A 17,586-nucleotide genomic window follows, 5' to 3' on the forward strand; every position below is an offset into this window, starting at 1 on the left:
CGTCCCGCCCGTCCTTTTTGGACGGGCGGGACGCCCATCCCACAATCTTGTGGAAATTATTTAATTCTCATTCCTAATTTAAAATTACCAGAAGAGCGATCGCTCTTCAATTCTGTACGATGCTTTGTTTGAGGGCTGCACTGAATGGGAAGTGGTTAAGATTGAGCAGCGATCGGGAATGGTGAAATTGTCTGTTGCCGCATCGGGATCTGAATCACAAACTTAGTGCCTGAGCCAGGTGTAGAAAAACACTTGATTTTACCGCGATGTTTTTCAGTAATGATTTGATAACTAATCGACATCCCCAAACCAGTACCTTTACCGATGGCTTTGGTGGTAAAAAAGGGATCAAAAATGCGCTGCTTCACTGGGTCTAGCATACCGATTCCGTTGTCAGCGATCGCCACCTCCACCCATTGATTGTCAATCACAGAAGTCCGAATCGTAATCTGGTTCGGGGTGTCTTTAAGCTCCTGATAGGAGCGTTTAGTATTCATCTCATCTAGGGCATCCAGGGCATTGACCAATATATTCATGAATACCTGATTGAGTTGTCCGGGGAAACATTCCACCTTGGGCAAAGTGCCATAGTCTTTGATCGTTACCACGCCTGGACACTCTGGTTTATCTTTGAGCCGGTGCTGCAAAATCAGCAATGTACTTTCAATTCCCTCGTGAATATCAACATCTTTGAAGTCGGCTTCATCCATGCGAGAAAAGTTTCGCAACGAGAGGACAATACCGCGAATTCGCTCAGTTCCTACCCTGATAGATGAAATTATCTTTTGGATATCTTCAGTGAGGAATTCCAAATCGATTTCCTCTGCCATTGCTTGCACGTCTGGATCGTTGCTGGGATGGCGCTGTTGATAGAGTTCTATCATCTCCAGCAGATTTTGGGTATATTCGTCTAGGTGGGTGAGATTACCGTGGATGAAGTTGACCGGGTTATTGATTTCATGGGCAATTCCCGCAACCAACTGCCCCAAGCTTGACATTTTTTCGCTTTGGATAACTTGCATCTGAGCTTTTTTCAGTTCGTTTAGGGTTGTCTCCAGTTCTTTAGCTTGCGCGGTTGAGGAGATTGCTAGTTCTTCGATCGCAGCAACTTGGGGCAGACTTGTCCAGCAAGCAATTGCTACTCCCACAAATGCCAGTGTCATCAACACAATAATTAGCAGATAGGGATTGTTGGTTCCGGCTTCTACCCGCAGCCAGGAGCGAATCAGCCAACTGATCGTCGCTGTGCCACAAATCAGCGCAATCAAAATTGCGACCTGAAGCACCACAAAGTATTCATTTTTAGGAGGAGTTACTGGCTTGGTATGGAGTCGATCCCACCACGGTAAATGCACATATGCCCAAGGAATCCGCCGAATTGCAGCGTCGATCGCTATCAGTGCTAACGGCAACAGCAACCCGATACCAAAATCCATCCATCCCCAGGCAACGCCACCCACCACCAGGGAAATGAACTCCACCACCAGTAATGCTAAGGATAGTCGCCCCCAACGCACGACTGGATCCTTGCGCTGCATCCACAGCCCCAAGTGGAACCCCATGATAGAAATGAAAAAACTCACCCCTGACACCACGACAATTCGAGTGGTGTTGCCCCATACTAAAAATCCTAAACTACAGATAAAGGTTAGCAGCAGCGCGGGTTCTAGGGCACCCCGACGGGACACTGCGCCAAACACTGGAGACAACAGCCCATCCTGCGCGAGTTGAAAAAGGATGCGGGGCGTATTGCAAACGCTAGTCGCAGATCCCAACAAACAGCTAGCGGCAACCAGCAATGTGACGATGACAGGGGCAGCGTCTCCCCAGAAAGGCTTGGCAGCAACCAGGAATTTGCCGTACAAATTGCCTTCTAAACCGGCAGCGGTTGCCAACTGCACCAACACTAAAGTGCCACCCACAAACACCAGAGGCATGAACCAGGCAACCCAAGACAGCGCCTTGAGGGTGTCTTTTGGGTGGAGACTGTCTGCTACAAAGGATGAAGCTGTGTCACAGCCATAGAAGCTATAAGCTGCAAACAAGAACCATTTCAGCCAGTCATGGACACTGATGGCATCAATGCTGCTGGGCAAGAGTCCGGGACTTTGGGGCTCCAAGGCAAGCCAGCCTAAACCCTGAACGCAGAAGAGGAGTAAAAAGCCGATCGAAGGAAAGATAAAAAAGAGGTGCAGAATGGCGACGGCACGGGTGCCACTGAATGCTAAAAAGTAAGAGATCGCAGTAAAACCGATCTCAAACACTTTTTCTGGAATACTCAGCCCCATCGGCTCTAAATGGAATTGGATCAAATTTGTGATGACGATCGCATTAATGGGCGGAAAGGAAACCCACCCCAAGAAGTAGGCAATCCCCAAGTAGCGGGAAAGGGCAGGGTAACGATCGAGCAATCGCGTGATGTAATTTGGTGTTCCCCCAGATACATCTGGATATTTCTCACCCAAACTCTGAACTTGAAGGTTAAACAGAATTCCGACGATCACACCAGGAATCCAGACCAACAGCGATGCAGAGCCAATTTCTGCTTGCATCAACGGGGCTAAGTTAAACCACATCAGATATCCAACCACACTAAACCCCCAAGCTTCTGCAGAGGACATGGTACGCCGGAGGCGATTTAGAAATGGCACACGATCTATTTCCATAAAAAGCAGATAGGGGTAATCCTATTGTGATACAATTGCAATTTTTACTCTCAATAAAAAACAAATACCTAGTGTTTCCTTCTAGAGATGAAAATTCTAAAGTCGATCTGATGTAGCAGTCAAATATTGAGGCAATGAGTTGAGGTTGCTAGCGATCGCACTCTCGATCGCAACAACTCATTGGAACAGATATCTTGCACAAGTTGCATTAACCCTTTCACGGGCGGACTAGAAGAGCAAAGGCCCACAAAAAAATTAACTTTTTGTGGAACAGGCCCAAAAGCCTGTGAGAGCGAGAATGGTGCAATATCTCAGTTGACACAGACTCTATTGAGTCTTTTCACTTTGTTTAATGTGCCGTTCGCTAGCGATCGCAATACTCAATACCCAATACTTCTAAATTACCTGCAGGCGATCGCGCGGGAGCAAGTTTTGAAGCGATGCACTAAAATCCTCTTCAGATAGCTATTATAGATTAACCATGAAGATTAAGGCGATTATCTGGCAAGAAGATGGCCTATGGTGCGGCTCAGTTCCAGCACTTCCAGGTGGTCACACATAGAGAGAGAGTTATGAACAATTGTTATAGATGCTTGAAGATGCTGTTCAGGGTTGAGTTGAAGTCGTCAATCAACCAAATGAACTTGCACCGGAAAAAAAGTTAATTGAGTTATCTCTATGAAATCTGTTTCTGGCAAAGCACTCTGCAAAATCGGTGAGCGACATGGTTGAGAGCTCAAAATAATCGCTGTGTCTCGTTATAAGACTCTTTTGCTCTCCATCCCTAATTCTTCAATCCACCGGGTTGCCTTCATCAAAAAAAATGAAAAGGTAAAAGCCTTTTTAAACCTATGAAAGGATTGATTCAATATCTTTACGAAATCAAATTAGATAAAGCTATTCTCTGGTGCTATCTCATTTGGTATATTATAGTAGTTTGTTTTCATTTTGATCCTTCGGTCAAGATATGGCTCAATTCAATTGGTATAAGTGCTGTAATCGGTACGGGTCTGATGCTAAGTGTTTCTTCTAGTAAAGGCAAAAGAGCTCGTTGGCAGGCATTCAGGTTATATCTCATGCCATTTTGTGTCTCCAGCTTCTCTGCCTTAATTAAAGATGAGGGATTTATCATATTTATATCACCAAATATCACCGAAACAATAGTGTCAATATCATGCTGTGGTCTATTTTTATTACTTATTTTATTGGTCAAAATGTTCAAAAATAAAGTTATTTAGCGGAACTACAAAATTGGTGAAAGCAGCAAAAATATGACATTTTAGCTGGAAATTACCCGATCGCCTTTAAAGACGATCGAGCTTGTAGAATTATTACACCCCGATGAAGCGAGGGAATTGCTTATTGAAATCGCTTTCTTAGTTTCTAGTGGGAGAGTTATTTGAGTGCGCTTTTTGGTTGGGCGATCGCCAAGTTGTACTATACTGGCCCCTGTAAAGAAATTACCAAGATCCCCAGACGAATATCGGCGGTAAGCTGGTTGCTAAAATCGGTCGATCGCGCTGGATTTTTTTGCCCTCAAATTGCTTTATTTGGATTAATTGGCGTTTTAAATTCTGCCTTCTACTTTCTCCGTTGCGGCGACACAAGCGGCGGGTAATGTCCACCCTACCGTCAATTGTCAATAACCAATTATTAATTGTTAGTATTCCATAAGAGCGCCAAAAAGATATATCATAACCTTAACCGGATCATTTCTTCCCAGATATGTTCTACTGTTCTAATCCCACGTGTTCTCATCCTTTCAATCCCGACAACTCTAAATTTTGTCAAAGTTGCGGATCGCAAGGCCTCAACCCTCTCTTCAGAAACCGCTACCGCGTGATTCAACTGTTGGGCGAAGGGGGATTTGGCAGAACTTATGAAGCGGTAGATACGGATCGCATGGACGATCCGTGCGTAATCAAGCAGTTTGTACCCCAATTTCAAGGAACCTCAGCACTTGAAAAAGCCTCACAATTGTTTAAAGAAGAAGCGAAACGACTTTACGAACTCGGTGAACATCCCCAAATTCCTCGATTAATTGCTTATTTTGAACAAGACAAGCGACTTTATTTAGTACAAGAGTTGATTGAGGGGCAAACTTTACTAGCAGAATTAACTCAGCAGGGTGCTTTTAGCGAAGAAAAAATTTGGCAGTTGCTGGCAGATGTACTGCCGATTTTGAAATTTGTGCACGATCGCCATGTCATTCACAGAGACATCAAACTTGAGAATATCATGCGGCGCCGCACCTCTGTTAACTCCTCCCTGCCAAAGGCGGGAAATTTTCGGAATTCAGCTTTCCGAAGGGGAGGGCGGGGAGAGTTAGTTTTGATAGATTTCGGCATTTCCAAACAAGTGACGGGCTCCCTGATGAGCAAAGTAGGCACGACGGTAGGAACGCCCGGATATTCGCCGGTAGAACAAATGCGCGGTCAAGTTTTCCCCGGCAGCGATTTGTACAGTTTGGGAATAACTTGCCTGAGACTGCTAACTCAATGTTTGCCAAAAATTGACGGTTCCGATGACCTTTATGACCCGATAAACGGCGGCTGGATTTGGAGAGAACGGTTGCCAGCCGGCACAAAAATCAGCAGCGAGTTGGCAAATGTTTTAGACAAATTAATTCAAGATTATCTCAAAAATAGATATCAATCTGCTGATGAAGTAATCAAAGCTTTAAATCTCTATTCTTTACCTCCCCAACCCCATTGTGCCAAGGGAGGACAACTTACTCTAAATTCTTTTCGGACAAAGGGAGGACAACTTGCCATCAATACCCCGCTCAATCAAAGCGGGCAAATCAACAGCAATATCTCTGTCAATCCGAGGAAAAAATCCAACACTACTCCGCCATTGAACAAGGCTTCGCAGAGAATTGCTGCTGTCAAAAGCACTTTTGAATTTCAGGTGGTGACAGTAGACAAGCGCGGGAAGCAAATTAATGTTAACAGCGGCAAAGCGCGTTTTTTTGAAGAACCTCTTGGTAGCAGTACACTGCTGGAAATGGTATCTGTTCCTGGCGGTACTTTCCTCATGGGTTCTCCAAAAGAGCGGGGAGACAGCGACGAAAAACCGCAGCACCCAGTAACTTTAGGCTCTTTCTATATTAGCAAATTTCCAGTCACTCAGGCCCAGTGGACAGCAGTTGCGGCGCTGCCGGAAATTAAAATATTTCTCAATCCCGATGCAGCCCGTTTTAAAGGTGCAAATCGACCTGTAGAAAATGTATCTTGGTACGAGGCAGTGGAGTTTTGCGATCGACTTTCTCGAAAAACTGGTAAGCGTTATCGCTTGCCTAGCGAAGCCGAATGGGAATATGCTTGCCGGGGGCAAACTACGGGGCCGTTTCACTTTGGGGAAACGATTACCAGCGAGTTAGCAAATTACAACGGAAATTCTAATTACGCTGACGCGCCGAAGGGAGTTTATCGCTTTCAAACGACAGATGTTGGCAGTTTTAAACCCAATGCTTTCGGATTGTACGATTTCCACGGAAATGTTTGGGAATGGTGCGCGGATTCTTGGCACAATAATTATAACGGTGCGCCTGCCGATGGTAGCGTTTGGGAGTCTGACGGGGACTCTTCGCTGAGGTTGTTGCGGGGGGGTTCTTGGAACGATCATCCTCCGAATTGTCGCAGCGCGTGTCGCCTCAGATATCAGCCGGATTGTAAGGCTAGTATTGTGGGTTTTCGAGTGGTTCTTTCTGTTGTTTAAACTCCAATTGTAGGCATTCCTTCTCCTATCTTGAAATGACTCTACCGTTTCCCTATTAATCAAAGATGTATGCAATAAGCCTATTGATCTTGTCTCGGCATTGAGAAACCCGGTTTCTTGAATAAACCGGGTTTGGGAATGGCCGATCACCCAAATTCAAGCCTTAACTAGCCTTCTTCTGAGGAGCCATTATGCGTTCCACACTCATAGCAGCCACGCTTAATGTCACCACAGCCATGCCGAGAATTGCCACAGGCTGCAAATTCTCATTGATAATTATAAACGCAAAAAGTGCCGTCATCGCCGGCCCCAAAGTGCCAATTACTGACGCTAATGCGGCCCCCGCAAACCGGATGGCAAAATTATTCAAAAGATAGCTAAACAGGGTCAGCACCCCTAAAACAACGCCTCCCATAATCAAACCAGGCCAAACATTTTGGTCGATTTTAGGAGAAAAATTTTCCGACAGCGGCACCCACAAACTCAGGGAGGAAAATACAAAAATCGCGGCGAAATTAACTAAACTAAAAGGAATTGGGTGCAGCTTGCCCGCGGCCATTTGCGTCAGCAATACGTAACCTGCAAAGGTAATCCCAGAAGCCAGTGCCGCCGTGACTCCCACCCCGACATTGCCGCCGCCCGGAGCTGGGGCCGCAAAACTCGGCCAGCCAGCTAAAATCAGACCTGCGGTAATCCCGACGATCGCCAAAAAGCCGACTCTGCTAGGGCGAGAGCCAAACAAGATCCAAGAACCCAGTACGGTGACGATCGGGTAAATAAAGAAAATCGTAATCGCAATCCCCGCTGGAATATTGCCGATCGCCAAATAAATCAAAACCTGAGACAAAAACAGAAAAAATGCGCTTCCTAAAACCTTGCTCCACAAAGCTCGATCGCCCGACTGGAACAACCGTCTAATATCTTTCCACACAGAAGGATACAGAAATGTCGCCAATATCGGCATCAAAGCCATCACCACAATCAGTCGCATCAACAAAATCAACAAAGAATTGCCAAAACCGGGAGTCACCACCCCCGGAAATTCAAACAAGCCAAAAACCACCCGAGGATTTCTGCCTTTAATCAGAATTCTCAAACAAACATTAAATAGTGACAATACCACCGCCGAAGACAAAGCCAGCACCAAACCTGTCTGTACAGAAGGTGCTTTAGCGGTTGCAGCAGGCGCTGAAGAGGGTGCCGGTACGGATTCCCGCGGCCTTTCCACAGGTGTTGGCTGCAGAAGTTGCGGGCGGACAGAATTAACAGAATTAGTTGATTCTTCGACATAGGAATCTTGAGCATCGAAAGGATTCTCAAGATATGCTTCTTCTTCTTCGAGTTCTTCCCTGATGCGGTTTACGAGATTTTGTAACAGCTCTTCCCCTTGCAGTTCCAGGGTTTTCATGTTGTTGAGCCGCACGGAAAGCTCGCTTTCGTAACTGGTTAAATCTTGTTCCAGCATCTGGAAACTGCGATCGATCCTTTCATCCAGCGCCGCCAGCAACTGCGAGGCGCGTTCGTCGTAGTTGCTTGGCGGCAGGGGTATCGGGAACTCGCCGCTGGGAATAGGGCTGCTGAGAGAATTTCCAGAGTTAGCGCTGAGTTCGTTGAACCGCTGCACCAACAAATCCTGCAAATTGTGAGCCAAAACTTGAGCCAACTGCTTCAGCCACAATTGCTGCTGCTGAATGTATCGCCCCGACAGAGATTCCATTTGCTGAGACTGCAATTTGCGATATTGCTCCCGCAGGTCTTCAATATCCTCAATCAGGTGATTTTTTTCAGTTTGCAGCCGAGTAATGTCTTGATTTAACTGACCTTTGACATTTTGATGCAAAGCGTCCAGTTCTTGCATTACTGAGTGGAGGACTTCTTCTGCTGATTGTACTTCCTCTGGCTCGTCCTTTGACGAGTATACGTTCCGCTGCGCCATTAGCCTATAACCTCTAATTTAAACTGCACGTTCACTGTTCTTAAGTATTTTGCCAAATCAGGCCGCAAGTTCTAGTGAGTTGATCTAAGAAATTGCGGACACTGTTGAATCAATAGTAGTCGCTAAGCTACAAATGTGAGAAAATTGCGTGAAGCAAAGCTATCCCGCTCTTAATCCCCCCAAGAACACTTTGTGCAATTAGAAATCATACTATAGCAATCCTCGCATCAGTTGTAAAAATATGTAGGGGTAGTGCTAAGAGTGCCTACCCCAGCCTGCATCGGGGCAACCGGGCGTGGGTTTCGCCCCTACAAGAATTACACAAATCATTGAGGATTGCTATACAGCTTGACCTCTCCACGAATTGCTCCCGGTAATTCTCGCATATAACTCACCCGATTGCACCCGACTCACAAACCTAAGAGCCCGTTCCGCGACTAAATTTGATTGGGGGGTGGCACTCCTAGCCCCTCAATGGATAACTCGATCCAGCAGGCAGAAACCCCGTTTCTTTTGCCCGCGTCTCTCCCGCACTCCCGCACCCAGATTTATTATATTAAAGGTTCCGATCTTTTGCTCGCGAAAGTTTTAAGAGGTGATCGCACCGTCAATCGATTTTAGATTTTAGATTTTAGATTTTAGAATTGAAGCCTTGACCCCACGGATAAATTCGGGGGGCAAGTTTCTCGGATACAGGTTTTTTATTTCTGGACGGATGAATCCGCGGGCTTGTATCCTGGATGCTGTCGGTCAAAAAACAACCCCACGCCTCAAAAAATTAACACATCCCATCCCCTAAGAGCAACAGATATGGCCTCCGAAATTTATGACAATTCCTTTACAAAGGATATACAAAAACTGAATATTTCCTCAGAAGCCGAAGTGTTTGTCTTTCCGGCATCATTTGCCCAGCAGCGCTTGTGGTTTCTCGACCAATTCGCACCGGAAAACCCTTTCTATAATGTAGTAACAGCGCTGCGCTTAACTGGTTCCCTCAACTTAACAGCCTTAGAGCAAACCTTCAACGAAATAGTACAGCGCCACGAAACTTTGCGAACCACTTTTGCAGCGGTATCAGGCCAACCAGTGCAGATAATCTCTCCCGCTTTTAAGACTAATTTAAAAGTATTAGACTTGCAAGATTTGCCGCAACAAGAACGGCAAACAGAAGCAAAGAAACTCTCTGCAGCAGAATCTCTTCGCCCTTTCAATTTATCCACCGGGCCGCTGATGCGAGTCACCATCCTGCGGCTGACAGAAACCGAGCATATTCTCTTGGTAAATATGCACCACATAGCCTCCGATGATTGGTCGATCGGGGTACTAATTCGAGAACTGGAGGTTATCTATACAGCTTTGATAAATCAACAGCCATCTCCCCTCCCAGAATTATCACTTCAATATGCCGACTTTGCCGAGTGGCAGCGCGAATGGCTGCAAGGTGAAGTATTAGAAACTCAGCTTGCTTATTGGCGGCAGCAATTGCACGGGATTTCTGTGTTAAATTTGCCCACAGATCGCCCTGCACCAGCTAGGCAAAATTATCGGGGAAAAACTCAATATTTAGAACTGCCTAAAAAGCTGAAGGACGCACTTTTAGCGCTCTCGCAGCGAGAAGGAGCGACTTTATTTATGACAGTGCTCGCAGCATTTCAAACATTACTTTACCGCTACTCGCAGCAAGAAGATATTGTTGTCGGTTCGCCGATCGCCAATCGCAACCGCAGCGAAATCGAAGCATTAATCGGTTTTTTTGTCAATACTTTAGTGCTGCGAACAGACTGTTCGGGAAACCCGACATTTCGAGATTTTTTGGGCCGGGTGCGGGAAGTAACCCTGGGAGCTTACGCTCACCAAGATTTGCCTTTTGAGAAGCTAGTCGAGGAATTGCACCCAGAGCGATCGTTGAATCGCCACCCGCTGTTTCAGGTGGTATTCGGGCTGCAAAATGGGCCTGTGGACGAGCTAGAATTGCCAGAATTAAAGTTGAGTTCTTTTCATTTGGAGACTCTAACAACCCGCTTTGATTTAGAGCTGCATTTGTGGGAAGCTTCGGATAAGTTTAGGAACAGATACGGCGAAAAGTGGGAAGATGCGGAAGGGCTCAGAGGATTAGCTGTATACAATACAGATTTATTTGATGAAGTTACGATCGCCCGAATGCTGAGGCATTTTAAAACGCTGCTGGAAAGCATTGTTGCTAATCCCGAACAAGGAATTGCTAACTTACCTTTATTGAGCGAGGATGAAGTGAATCAATTATTCAAAGAATGGAACGATACTCGGACAGATTATCCTCAAAATAAGTGCATTCATCAGTTATTTGAAGAGCGGGCCCGGCAGCATTTGGAGGATGTCGCCCTAACTTTCGACAGCCAAAACCTCACTTACAGAGAACTCAACAGTCGCAGCAACCAACTGGCGCGCTACCTACAAAAACTGGGCGTGGGGGCGGAGGTTTTAGTGGGGCTTTGTGCAGAGCGATCGATCGACCTAATTGTCGGGATGTTGGCTATACTGAAAGCGGGAGGAGCTTACCTACCGTTAGATCCGAGCTATCCGCGCGATCGGCTAAACTTGATGCTGGAAGATGCTCGAGTTAAAGTCTTGCTAATTCAGGATAAATTGATTGAGAATTTCCGAGACTTCTCAAACTCGGTGATTTACTTCGATCGCGACTGGGAAGACATAGCCAAAGAAAGCGCCGAAAATCCCGCCAACACAGTAACAGCAGACAACCTAGCTTACGTTATTTACACATCTGGCTCAACAGGAAAACCCAAGGGAGTTGCTGTCACCCACAAAGCAGTAAATCGGCTGGTACTCAACACCAACTATATAAAAATAGAACCTACCGATAAAATGGCCCAAGCATCAAACGCTTCATTCGATGCAGCCACATTCGAGATTTGGGGAGCCTTGCTTAACGGCGCTCAACTCGTGGGAATTAGCACAAATATTACCCTTTCGCCTCACGATTTAGCCTTAGAACTGCGCCAACAAAGCATCACAGTTTTGTTTTTAACAACTGCCTTATTTCAACAAATTGCTAGAGTTTTACCGCAAGCTTTTAATTCGCTGCGCTGCTTGCTGTTTGGCGGAGAAGCGGTCGATATGAGATGGGTTAAAAAACTTCTCAAACAAAAGTCAACAACTAAATTAATTCACGTTTACGGCCCGACAGAAAATACCACCTTTTCGGCTTATTATTGCGTGCAAGATGTACCCGAAACCGCAACATCTATCCCCATCGGCCGCCCGATCGCCAACACGCAAATTTATCTCCTCGATGCGGATTTGCAGCCGGTGGCGATCGGTGTTATAGGTCAATTGTACGTCGGCGGTGACGGATTGGCGAAAGGCTACCTCAACCAGCCTGATTTAACTGCTGCTGCTTTCATTCCTAATCCTTTTAGCAATAAATCTGGTTCGTGTCTTTATAAAACAGGTGATTTAGGTCGCTATTTAGCTGACGGCAATATCGAGTTTTTAGGCCGCGTTGACGACCAAGTAAAAATTCGCGGCTACCGCATCGAATTGGGAGAAATTGAAGCCGCTTTGTGCCAGCATCCACAAGTGGGCGAAGCAGTAGTAATTGTGAGGGAAGACATCCCCGACGATAAACATTTGGTAGCTTATGTTATTCCTGACGGTATTAATAAAAACTTAGAAGTTCCCAATCTTAAGTCAAGTGACTTGCGCCAATTTTTGAAAGAAAAGTTACCAGGATATATGGTTCCTGCAACTTATGCAGTGTTGGAGAATATGCCGCTGACTCCTAATGGCAAAGTAGACCGCCGCGCCTTGCCTGATATAGATACAGAGAGCGAGGATATAACAGAAAATTATGTAGCACCTCGGACTGATCTCGAAAAGGCGATCGGGAAAATTTGGGCTAAAGTTTTGGGAAAACAGCAGGTTAGTATCTACGATAATTTCTTTGAGCTAGGCGGGCATTCCCTGCTAGCAACTCAGTTGATTTCTCGCATCCGAGACGCTTTGCAAGTCGAGTTATCGGTCAGCAGTTTGTTTGAGGCTCCGACTGTGGCTAGTCTGGCAAAATACATTGAGACAATGCGCTGGGCTGCGACTGGTTTGGATACTCCCAGAACTGACGAAAATGAGCGCGAAGATGTGGAATTTTAAAGCCTTATACCAATTTTTTATGAGGCTGCATAGAATCCGATCCCCCCTAGCCCCCCTTAATAAGGGGGAGTAGGGGGTGGACAAGAGCTTGGTCAAAGTCAACCCCTACTCCCCAACAATCAGGGGGATTTAGGGGGATCGAGATATGTGCAACTTCACATTAAATTGGTATTACATAATTGCGGGAGGATTTTGATTGTTGTGTGAAATTGGCATTTGTCTGTCGGTAGAAATTACCGCAATGGGAACTGATATTCAAGCCTGTTTCACGAGGAGATTTAGACCTGTTACTTGTTAACCTCCTAAAGGCTGAGGTTGCCTATATACTTGCAAGATTGCTTGCGGGGCATTATAAATAAGGGAGAAAATCTTCTCTCAACAGCCACTCATCCAGAAAATCAGAAACGATGTCCAACGAAGCGTCTGACCGTCTTAAACAAAATTCTGAAAAAATTATGCGGATGTGGGAGAAGCGGGCGCGCGATGAAGTCGGTGCATCAACGCATCAAGACTCTCTTGTCTTGCAAGATTCGCTACCTCTGTACTTAAACCAACTGGTAGATGAACTCTCAAACAGAATTGACAGGACACCTGCCCGAATCACAGCCGACGAGGTAGAAAGCACCAGGATTGGCAAGAAGCACGGGCATGAACGGGCGGGATATGCTGACTACTCTATGAGTCAACTCATTTTCGAGTATCAGATCCTCCGTCAAGTAATATTTCAAGTTTTAGAGGAAGAAGCACCTTTAGGAGTGCGGGATCGAGACATTATTATCGGCTCCATTGAGCAAGCCGTTAATGACGCGGCCACTCAATTCTCCGAAACGCTGCGAGATATTCAAGAACTATTTATGGTGACGCTAACTCACGACCTCAGAAATCCCATCAATGTCGTAAAAATGGGAACTCAACTGATGCTGCGGCGGCTGGAACGAGGAGATACCCACATGGATGTGGCGGCGAGGATGCTCGGTGCGATCAATCGGCTGGATTCGATGATTCAAAATCTGCTGGATGCGAGTCGGCTGCGGGCAGGGCAGAGCTTAAAGATTGAATTTGAAGAATGCGATTTTGTGATGCTAGTCCAAGAGGTAGTAGAAGATTTGATCTTCACCTATGGAGAGCGGTTTGTTGTGGTCTGTGATTCTGATATCACGAGCTATTGCAGTCGAAAAGAAATACGGCGGGTGATTGAAAATTTAACAATTAACGCTGTGAAATATGGTGCGCCTAGTACGCCGATTACACTCACGCTCCAGGAAACCCAAACGCAGATCGGCCTGACTATCCATAATGAAGGCGAGCCGATCGCCCTAGATGCTCAATCCATCCTATTTCAACAATTTCGTCGAACCATTTCTGCCGAGGAGCAAACCGGCTGGGGATTAGGATTATTTTTAGCAAAAAATATTACTGAGGCGCATAAAGGGACACTGGAGGTTGAAAGTGCAGAGGGCAAGGGGACAAGCTTTATTATCAACTTACCTAAAGTTCTTCTTTAGTTCGAGACATTAAGACTAAGAAGAAAAATAGGGTATCCCCAGCCAGAACCTACAAAATTTTAACTCACATTTTTGGTCAGGAAATTTCAGTGCAGAATGCCCTGACAGCATCTGCAAACTGCTGGTTGTGTTCTATTAATGCCATGTGTCCTCCTTTCTGTATAGTAACTAGCTCTGCTTGAGGTAATTCTGCTTTCATTCGCAGGCTAGCTGGGGGGGTAGTGGCAATATCTGAATCGCCGCAGATCACCAACACAGGAATGTCAATTGATGGCAAAGTTTTTGTTTCGTCAAATTTGAGCATTCCCAGTGTGCCGCGAGCGAGAACGCCGGGAGAACCCAAGGCTGATAAAAAAGCTGAGAACTCTAATTGACCGCGCGTTTCAGTGCCTTTAAATCCCGATAATTCTACACTGATGTGCAGTGAACCATTGAGATAGCTCAGCCAAGTCATTCCCCACATAATGGGTTCAAGAGCTATGGTGAGATAGAGCATAGGTTGGAGCAGCGGCTTCTGCAAAGCGCGTAATAAACCGCTAAAAATAGCGGTTTTGAGAGGATTAGTATAAGTGGTATCTACCAGAATTAAACCAGCTACTCGACTACCGAGAAGTTCTGGAAAAAGCCGACTGAATGTTAGAGTAATCATGCCGCCGATGCTGTGTCCGAGTAGGATAACAGGTTTATTTCCTGCTATGGCAATGACGGCTTCGAGATCGCGGGCAAATTTTTCTAGGGAGTAGTCGCTGTTTTTTGGTCGAGTGGATTTTCCCAAACCTGGAAGATCCCAAACAATTACTCGGAAGCGATCGGTTAGTTGCCGTTTCGCGTAATACCAAACCATACTGTTGGGCCCCCAACCGTGCGAGAGGATAATCGGCTGTCCGTCCTCTGGGCCGTAGAATTCTACTTGTAAAATAGTGCCATCAGGCCTCTCTACCCGCTGCACCGTACCCGTCCGCGTCGGCTTGGGTTCGTCAGCACCGGGGCGGCGGAACAGCGGCAAACTGATAAAGCGGCCGCCAACAGACCAAAGAAGCATCAAGACTCCGCTGACTAAGTAGGAAATCCCTACCAGTGCGCCCATGTACCATTCGTAAATAATGTATATACCTCCGCCAAGAACCCCGACGGACAGCAGTCCCACCAGCCATAGGAACAGGAAATTGAAGGGCATGAACGGCATAAGCTGAAACCTTGGGTAGGATTTTGGTTGCGGATTTAAACAGAATCATACTCAGGTTAGGCCACAGTAAGCAAGCGATCGGTTAAGCTCTTAATTTGTGCGCTGGTAGAATTTCTTTTATATTTGCAAAAATAATCACAGGATGACTCAAAATGCCCGATCAAAAAATATCGAGTTCATCGCCAAATGCAAGAGATTCGGTCACGGTTGAGTTAGTTGAGTTTTTATCTTACCTTCGCAGTCTAGATATTAATATTTTTGTTGAGGGCGAGCGCCTGCGCTGCAACGCTCCCGAAGGAATTATTACACCGGAACTACGGGCCGAAATTTCTCATAAAAAAGCCGAAATTATTTCATTTTTAAAAGCAGCTAATCGTACTTCTAGTTTCACTCCTACACCGATTGTTCCTATGGGGCGGGACGGAAATCTACCGCTTTCCTTTGCACAGCAGCGCTTGTGGTTTCTCGACCAATTAGTACCGAACAATCCTTTTTATAATGTTCCCGCAGCATTGCGTTTGACAGGTTCGCTCAATTTTTCGGCGCTGCAACAAACCTTCAATGAAATTGTGCGCCGCCACGAAGCTTTACGCACGACTTTAGCAGTAGTTTCGGGCCAACCTGTTCAGAGAATAGCTGCTGCTTTCCACCTCCCGATTAATGTAGTGGACTTGCGAAATTTGCCAAAGGAATCTCGACAAACTGAAGCAAACAGGCTCACCGCCCAAGAAGCTCAACGCTCTTTCAATTTGTCCAATGACTTGTTGCTGCGAGTCACATTGTTGCAGTTAGATGATGCCGAATATTTACTAATGCTGAATATGCACCACATTGTCTCCGATGGTTGGTCTATCGGAGTGCTAATTCAGGAATTAGGCGCACTTTACACGGCATTTGCTAGCGAAAAACCTTCGCCTTTACCGGCTTTGTCGATCCAGTATGCTGATTTTGCCAAATGGCAGCGCGAATGGCTGCAAGGGGAAGTTTTAGAAACGCAGCTTGCTTACTGGCGGCAGCAGTTAAACGGCATTTCTATGCTAAATTTGTCTGCGGATCGACCCAGGCCAGCAATTCAAAGTTACCGAGGCAAAAGGCAATTTTTGCAACTGCCAAAACAACTGAGCGAGGCTTTAGAAACGTTGAGCCAGCGCGAAGGAGTGACGCTGTTTATGACAATGCTGGCAGCTTTTAAAACGTTGCTTTACCATTACGCCCAGCAAGAAGATATTGTTGTAGGTTCGCCGATCGCCAATCGCAACCGCAGTGAAATTGAAGCATTAATCGGGTTTTTTGTCAACAGTTTGGTGCTGCGTACAGATTTGTCGGGAAATCCAACTTTTCGGGAACTTTTAAACCGAGTCAAAGAGGTAGCATTAGGAGCTTACGCTCACCAAGATTTGCCGTTTGAGAAGTTAGTGGAAGAACTGCACCCCGATCGCGCGTTGAACCAAAATCCCTTATTTCAGGTGGCGTTTGCGCTGCAAAACGCGCCGGGGAATCGGTTAGAATTGCCAGAATTAACACTCAGCCCGCAGCAGTTAGATGTGGGTACAGCGCGGTTTGATTTGGAGTTTCATTTGTGGGAGCGATCGCCCAACAGCTCGGGAAGCAACCAATCGCCCAGCAATAAGCTGTGGGTTGATAGCTCCGAGGGCATCAGCGGCATGGTTATTTACAGCGCAGATTTATTTGATGAAGCTACGATTACCCGCCTGATCGGGCATTTTCAAACTCTGTTAGAAAGGATTGTCACAAATCCCGAACAGCGCATAGCAAACTTGCAATATTTGAGCGCCCAAGAGCGCTATCATTTGTTAGTTGAATGCAACAATACTCAGGCGGATTATCCGCAAGATTTGTGCATCCATCAGCTATTTGAAATGCAGGCCGATCGGACACCGGATGCGGTGGCGCTGGTATTTGGAGAGGAGCAAGTCACCTATCGAGAGCTAAATCTCCGCAGCAACCAACTAGCACGTTATCTGCAAAAAATGGGGGTTGGGGCGGAAGTTTTAGTCGGGCTTTGCTGCGGGCGATCGCTCGATCTGATTGTGGGGATGTTGGGTATCCTGAAAGCGGGAGGAGCTTACTTAATTTTAGATCCGAGCTATCCTGCTGAGCGATCGAGTTTTATGCTAAAAGATGCTCAAGTGTCAGTATTGCTTACCCGCCAGGGAATAAATTCCCTGTCTAATAGCGAAAGTCGTCTAAAGACGACTGAAGGAGGACAAGTTTCCAGTCGGCTTCAGCCGACTTCAGCTATGAGCCAGGGAATTTATTCCCTGGTGGATGATGGCGAAGTGCAAAATTTAGAAACACAGTCAGATGATAAAATTCACCATCTAAAGATGACTGAAGGAGGACAAGTTTCCAGTCGGCTTCAGCCGACTTCAGCTATGAGCCAGGGAATTTATTCCCTGGTGGATG

At 46.1% G+C, this 17,586-nt stretch carries 8 protein-coding genes; 4 read left to right on the forward strand and 4 right to left on the reverse strand.

The features are described 5' to 3' along the window. Positions 1-155: 155 nt before the first annotated feature. Together QUB16_RS27020 and QUB16_RS27025 are read right to left on the reverse strand one after the other, a co-directional pair. The gene (locus QUB16_RS27020; RefSeq protein WP_445251171.1) at positions 156-2,651 is read right to left on the reverse strand and encodes an ATP-binding protein; all 2,496 of its coding nucleotides are present in this window, start codon (positions 2,649-2,651) and stop codon (positions 156-158) included. 958 nt (positions 2,652-3,609) lie between these two features. Then, positions 3,610-3,888 carry a hypothetical protein gene (locus tag QUB16_RS27025; RefSeq protein WP_333320930.1) on the reverse strand — a complete coding sequence of 93 codons (279 nt, stop codon included), beginning with the start codon at positions 3,886-3,888 and terminating at the stop codon, positions 3,610-3,612. A 503-nt stretch (positions 3,889-4,391) separates the two neighbouring features. Between QUB16_RS27025 and QUB16_RS27030 the strand changes: the two genes are divergently transcribed. Further along, on the forward strand, positions 4,392-6,386 hold the full coding sequence (locus tag QUB16_RS27030; RefSeq protein ID WP_333320931.1) for a bifunctional serine/threonine-protein kinase/formylglycine-generating enzyme family protein: 1,995 nt from the start codon (positions 4,392-4,394) through the stop codon (positions 6,384-6,386). Between the two features lie 163 nt (positions 6,387-6,549). On the opposite strand, the gene QUB16_RS27035 is transcribed toward QUB16_RS27030, so the two are convergent. Then, the gene (locus QUB16_RS27035; RefSeq protein ID WP_333320933.1) at positions 6,550-8,322 is read right to left on the reverse strand and encodes a DMT family transporter; all 1,773 of its coding nucleotides are present in this window, start codon (positions 8,320-8,322) and stop codon (positions 6,550-6,552) included. 810 nt (positions 8,323-9,132) lie between these two features. On the opposite strand from QUB16_RS27035, the gene QUB16_RS27040 reads away from it, so the two are divergent. After that, positions 9,133-12,468 carry an amino acid adenylation domain-containing protein gene (locus QUB16_RS27040; protein WP_333320935.1) on the forward strand — a complete coding sequence of 1,112 codons (3,336 nt, stop codon included), beginning with the start codon at positions 9,133-9,135 and terminating at the stop codon, positions 12,466-12,468. Positions 12,469-12,875: 407 nt separating this feature from the next. Further along, complete coding sequence (locus QUB16_RS27045; protein ID WP_333320937.1) at positions 12,876-13,973, forward strand: HAMP domain-containing sensor histidine kinase; 1,098 nt, start codon at positions 12,876-12,878, stop codon at positions 13,971-13,973. Between the two features lie 76 nt (positions 13,974-14,049). Here the strand turns inward: QUB16_RS27045 and QUB16_RS27050 are convergent, their stop codons facing one another. Continuing rightward, positions 14,050-15,159, reverse strand: coding sequence for an alpha/beta hydrolase (locus QUB16_RS27050; protein WP_333320938.1), 1,110 nt, complete (start codon positions 15,157-15,159; stop codon positions 14,050-14,052). A gap of 152 nt (positions 15,160-15,311) precedes the next feature. On the opposite strand from QUB16_RS27050, the gene QUB16_RS27055 reads away from it, so the two are divergent. Continuing rightward, positions 15,312-17,586, forward strand: a 2,275-nt coding sequence (locus QUB16_RS27055; protein ID WP_333320940.1) for a condensation domain-containing protein, incomplete at its 3' end; no start/stop codon positions are given.

Source organism: Microcoleus sp. D3_18a_C4 (genome assembly GCF_036702415.1).
Classification (GTDB): Bacteria; Cyanobacteriota; Cyanobacteriia; order Cyanobacteriales; family Microcoleaceae; genus Microcoleus.